This window comes from Mesorhizobium sp. B2-3-6, assembly GCF_006442305.1.
GTDB lineage: Bacteria > Pseudomonadota > Alphaproteobacteria > Rhizobiales > Rhizobiaceae > Mesorhizobium.
In genome coordinates this window covers 1-3958 of the sequence record NZ_VFVW01000022.1, presented here as the reverse complement: position 1 = coordinate 3958, position 3958 = coordinate 1, and the positions used below count along the sequence as shown (strand labels likewise).

2 protein-coding genes are annotated in these 3958 nt (G+C 63.3%); both read left to right on the top strand.

Annotated elements, in window-relative coordinates; translation table 11 throughout:
• Positions 1 to 194: 194 nt before the first annotated feature.
• A complete protein-coding gene (gene gyrB / locus FJ953_RS30280; RefSeq protein ID WP_140512864.1) occupies positions 195 to 2666 on the top strand; it encodes a DNA topoisomerase (ATP-hydrolyzing) subunit B in 2472 nt (823 codons plus the stop codon).
• A 227-nt stretch (positions 2667 to 2893) separates the two neighbouring features.
• Entirely contained in the window at positions 2894 to 3811 is a 918-nt protein-coding gene (locus tag FJ953_RS30275; protein WP_140497276.1) for a hypothetical protein, read from the top strand.
• Positions 3812 to 3958: the final 147 nt, after the last annotated feature.

The window sequence follows — 3958 nt, the reverse complement described above, 5'->3', positions numbered from 1 at the left end:
CCAGCCTCCATCCGCTGGCGATAAAACCGGACAACTCACGTGCTACCTAATCCGGACAACTCATCTGCTTACGACAGAAATGCCTGCAAACCTTGGAAAAACCACCTTTAACGCCTATATCTAGGCCATATTGAAAGCGCGATTCGGGGGCGATTTTTCGCGCTCCACCAGCCGCCTCTAGACAACAGGTTTTCATGAGCGACCAGACTGAGAACGCCAACGGCGCCGAAGCCGAATACGGCGCAGATTCCATCAAGGTTTTGAAGGGCTTGGATGCCGTCCGCAAACGGCCCGGCATGTATATCGGCGACACCGATGACGGTTCGGGCCTGCATCACATGGTCTATGAGGTCGTCGACAACGCCATCGACGAGGCACTGGCCGGTCATGCCGATCTCGTCACGGTGACGCTCAATCCCGACGGTTCGGTCACCGTCATCGACAATGGGCGCGGCATTCCCACCGATATCCATCCCAGCGAAGGCATTTCGGCAGCCGAAGTGATCATGACGCAGCTGCATGCCGGCGGCAAGTTCGACCAGAACTCCTACAAAGTGTCCGGCGGCCTGCACGGCGTCGGCGTCTCTGTGGTCAACGCCCTGTCGGCCTGGCTGAAGCTCAAGATCCGCCGCAATGGCAAGATCTTCGAGATGAGCTTCACACACGGCAATGCCGACGCGCCGCTGAGCGTTACCGGCAGCTATGAACAGGACAAGCAGCCCGGCACCTATGAAGGCCGCAGCGGCAGCGAGATCACCTTCTTTCCGTCGTCCGAGACCTTCACGATGGTCGAATTCGATTTCGGCACGCTGGAGCATCGGCTGCGCGAGCTTGCGTTCCTGAATTCGGGCGTGCGCATCGTGCTGACCGACGCCCGCCACGCCGACGTCGTGCGGCATGAGCTGCACTATGATGGCGGCCTGGAGGAATTCGTCAAATATCTCGACCGGGTCAAGAAACCGCTGATCGACAAACCGATCGCCATCAGGGCCGAGCGCGACGGCATCACCGTCGAAGTGGCCATGTGGTGGAACGACAGCTACCACGAGAATGTGCTGGCCTTCACCAACAACATTCCGCAGCGCGACGGCGGCACCCATCTCGCCGGTTTTCGCGGCGCCCTGACGCGTCAGATCACCGGATATGGCGATTCCTCGGGCCTGACCAAGAAGGAAAAGGTCTCGCTGATCGGCGACGATTGCCGCGAGGGGCTGACGGCAGTGCTGTCGGTCAAGGTTCCCGACCCGAAATTCTCCTCGCAGACCAAGGACAAGCTGGTCTCCTCGGAAGTCCGGCCCGTGGTCGAAGGGCTGGTCAACGAGGCGCTCGGCACCTGGCTCGAAGAACATCCGAGCGAAGGCAAGGTCGTGGTCGAGAAGGTGATCCAGGCCGCGGCGGCGCGCGAGGCCGCGCGCAAGGCGCGCGACATCACCCGCAAGACCTCGCTGGGCGTCACCTCGCTGCCCGGCAAGCTTGCCGACTGCCAGGAACGCGATCCGGCGAAGTCCGAGATCTTCATCGTCGAGGGCGACTCGGCCGGCGGCTCCGCCAAGGGCGGCCGCTCGCGCCAGAACCAGGCCATCCTGCCGCTGCGCGGCAAGATTCTCAATGTCGAGCGCGCCCGCTTCGACCGCATGCTCAGTTCCGACATGATCGGCACGCTGATCACCGCGCTCGGCACGTCGATCGGCAAGGACGAATTCAACGCCGACAAGCTGCGCTACCACAAGATCATCCTGATGACCGACGCCGATGTCGACGGCGCGCATATCAGGACGTTGCTGCTCACCTTCTTCTTCCGGCAAATGCCGGAATTGATCGAACGCGGCCATCTCTATATCGCCCAGCCGCCGCTTTATAAGGTGACGCGCGGCAAGAGCTCGCAATACATCAAGAACGAAAGCGCGTTCGAGGAATTCCTGATCGGCTCGGGACTGGAAGAAGCCTCGCTCACGCTCGGCTCCGGCGAGGTTCGCGCCGGACAGGACCTGCGGGCGGCGATCGACGATGCGCTCGCGGTGCGCCAGCTCATCAACGGCCTGCACACGCGCTACAACAGAGGCGTCGTGGAGCAGGCGGCGATCGCCGGCGGGCTCAATGCCGACGTCGTCGCCGATCTTGGCCGCGCCAATGCGATGGCGGAGCGGATCGCGCAACGTCTCGACATCATTGCCGAGGACACCGAGCGCGGCTGGACCGGCCGGATGTCGACTTCGAATGAGGGTATCGGCGGCTATGTCTTCGAACGCACGGTGCGCAGCGTCAAGGAATACGCCCATCTCGATATGGCGCTGATCAATTCAGCCGATGCGCGACAGCTCGATCGCTACGCGCAGCGGCTCAGCGACGTCTATGGAGCGCCGCCCGTGCTGCGCCGCAAGGATGTCTCGGAACCCATCTCGGGACCGTTGGCACTGCTCAACGCGGTGTTCGCGACCGGCCGCAAGGGCCTGACCATGCAGCGCTACAAGGGCCTGGGTGAGATGAACGCCGAGCAGCTTTGGGAAACCACGCTCGATCCGAACGTGCGTTCGCTGCTGCAGGTCAAGGTGAACGACGCCACCGACGCCGACAGCCTGTTCTCGCGGCTGATGGGCGACGAGGTCGAGCCGCGGCGCGAGTTCATCCAGGACAACGCGCTGTCGGTGGCCAATCTGGACATTTAATCCGGAGTCATCCCGGGACCATTGGCGCGCGTCGGTCGCGCCAGTGTTTCCCTTGCGAGATTCATTCGAACCGCCGGAACGGAAGCTTCTTTCCAGCATTGTGACAGTATCGATCACAATTCCTGGCGAAGGAGGCTCCCATGGGACGCGGCATCTTGCTCTGGTTACTCGGGGTTCCAATCCCGATCATCCTTCTCATCATGCTTTTCGCGCGATAGGGGGCTGTCATGCAGTCCACCCTGTCGATCACGGATGATCCCGGCGCGGTGGAATCGTCCGCCACCGCTATCAGCTGGGGTCCGATCATCGCCGGTGCCTTCGCCGCCTCGACATTGACCTTCATCCTGATGCTGCTCGGCTCCGGCCTGGGGTTGAGCATGGTCTCGCCATGGTCGGGCTCAAGCGCCTCTATCACCAGCTTCGCGGTTTCGACCGCGGTCTGGCTGATCGTCGTGCAATGGCTGTCATCCGGCCTCGGTGGCTATCTTGCCGGCCGGCTGCGCACCAAATGGGTGGGCGTGCATACCGACGAGGTTTATTTCCGGGATACGGCTCATGGCTTCCTGGCATGGGCGCTGGCGACGCTGCTGGTCGTCGGCGTACTCGGCTCGGCGCTGTCGGCGGCTGTGGGTTCCGGCGTCCAGGCTGTATCCAGCGTGGCCGCCGGCGCCGCCCAGGGCGCTTCGGCCGGTGCATCGGCCAATGCAGGCGGGGCATCGACGGACAATGCCACATCCTATCTGGTGGACTCGTTGTTCAGGCCGGCGGACGCGGCGAGACTGGCGGCAGCCAATCCGCAAAACGACGCGGCGGCGGCGGCGCAGGCATCGCGCATCCTGGTCGCCAGCGCTGCGGCTGGCGAGGTTTCGCCCGAGGACAAGACATACCTGTCGCAGCTGGTCGCGGCACGCACCGGCCTGTCGGAAGCAGACGCCAAGACGCGTGTCGATACGCTGCTGGCAAAGGCGCAGGACGCCAAGGCCAAGGCCCAGCAGGCGGCCGATACCGCCAGGAAGGCGAGCGCCACATTTGCGCTTCTCGGCGCCCTGTCGCTGGTCATCGGCGCCTTCATCGCCAGCGCCGCGGCCGCCCTCGGCGGCAGGCAGCGCGACGACGAGGAGGCCGTGTTCCTGACCAGCCGTTGAACATCGTCCCAAGTCCAAAACTGAAGAAGCCCGGCGAGCCGGGCTTCTTCATGCGGACGATCTGACCGGGTCAGTGATCCATGGCCTTGACGATTTCCTCGGTCATCTTCTTGGCGTCGCCGAGCAGCATCATGGTGCCGTCCTTGT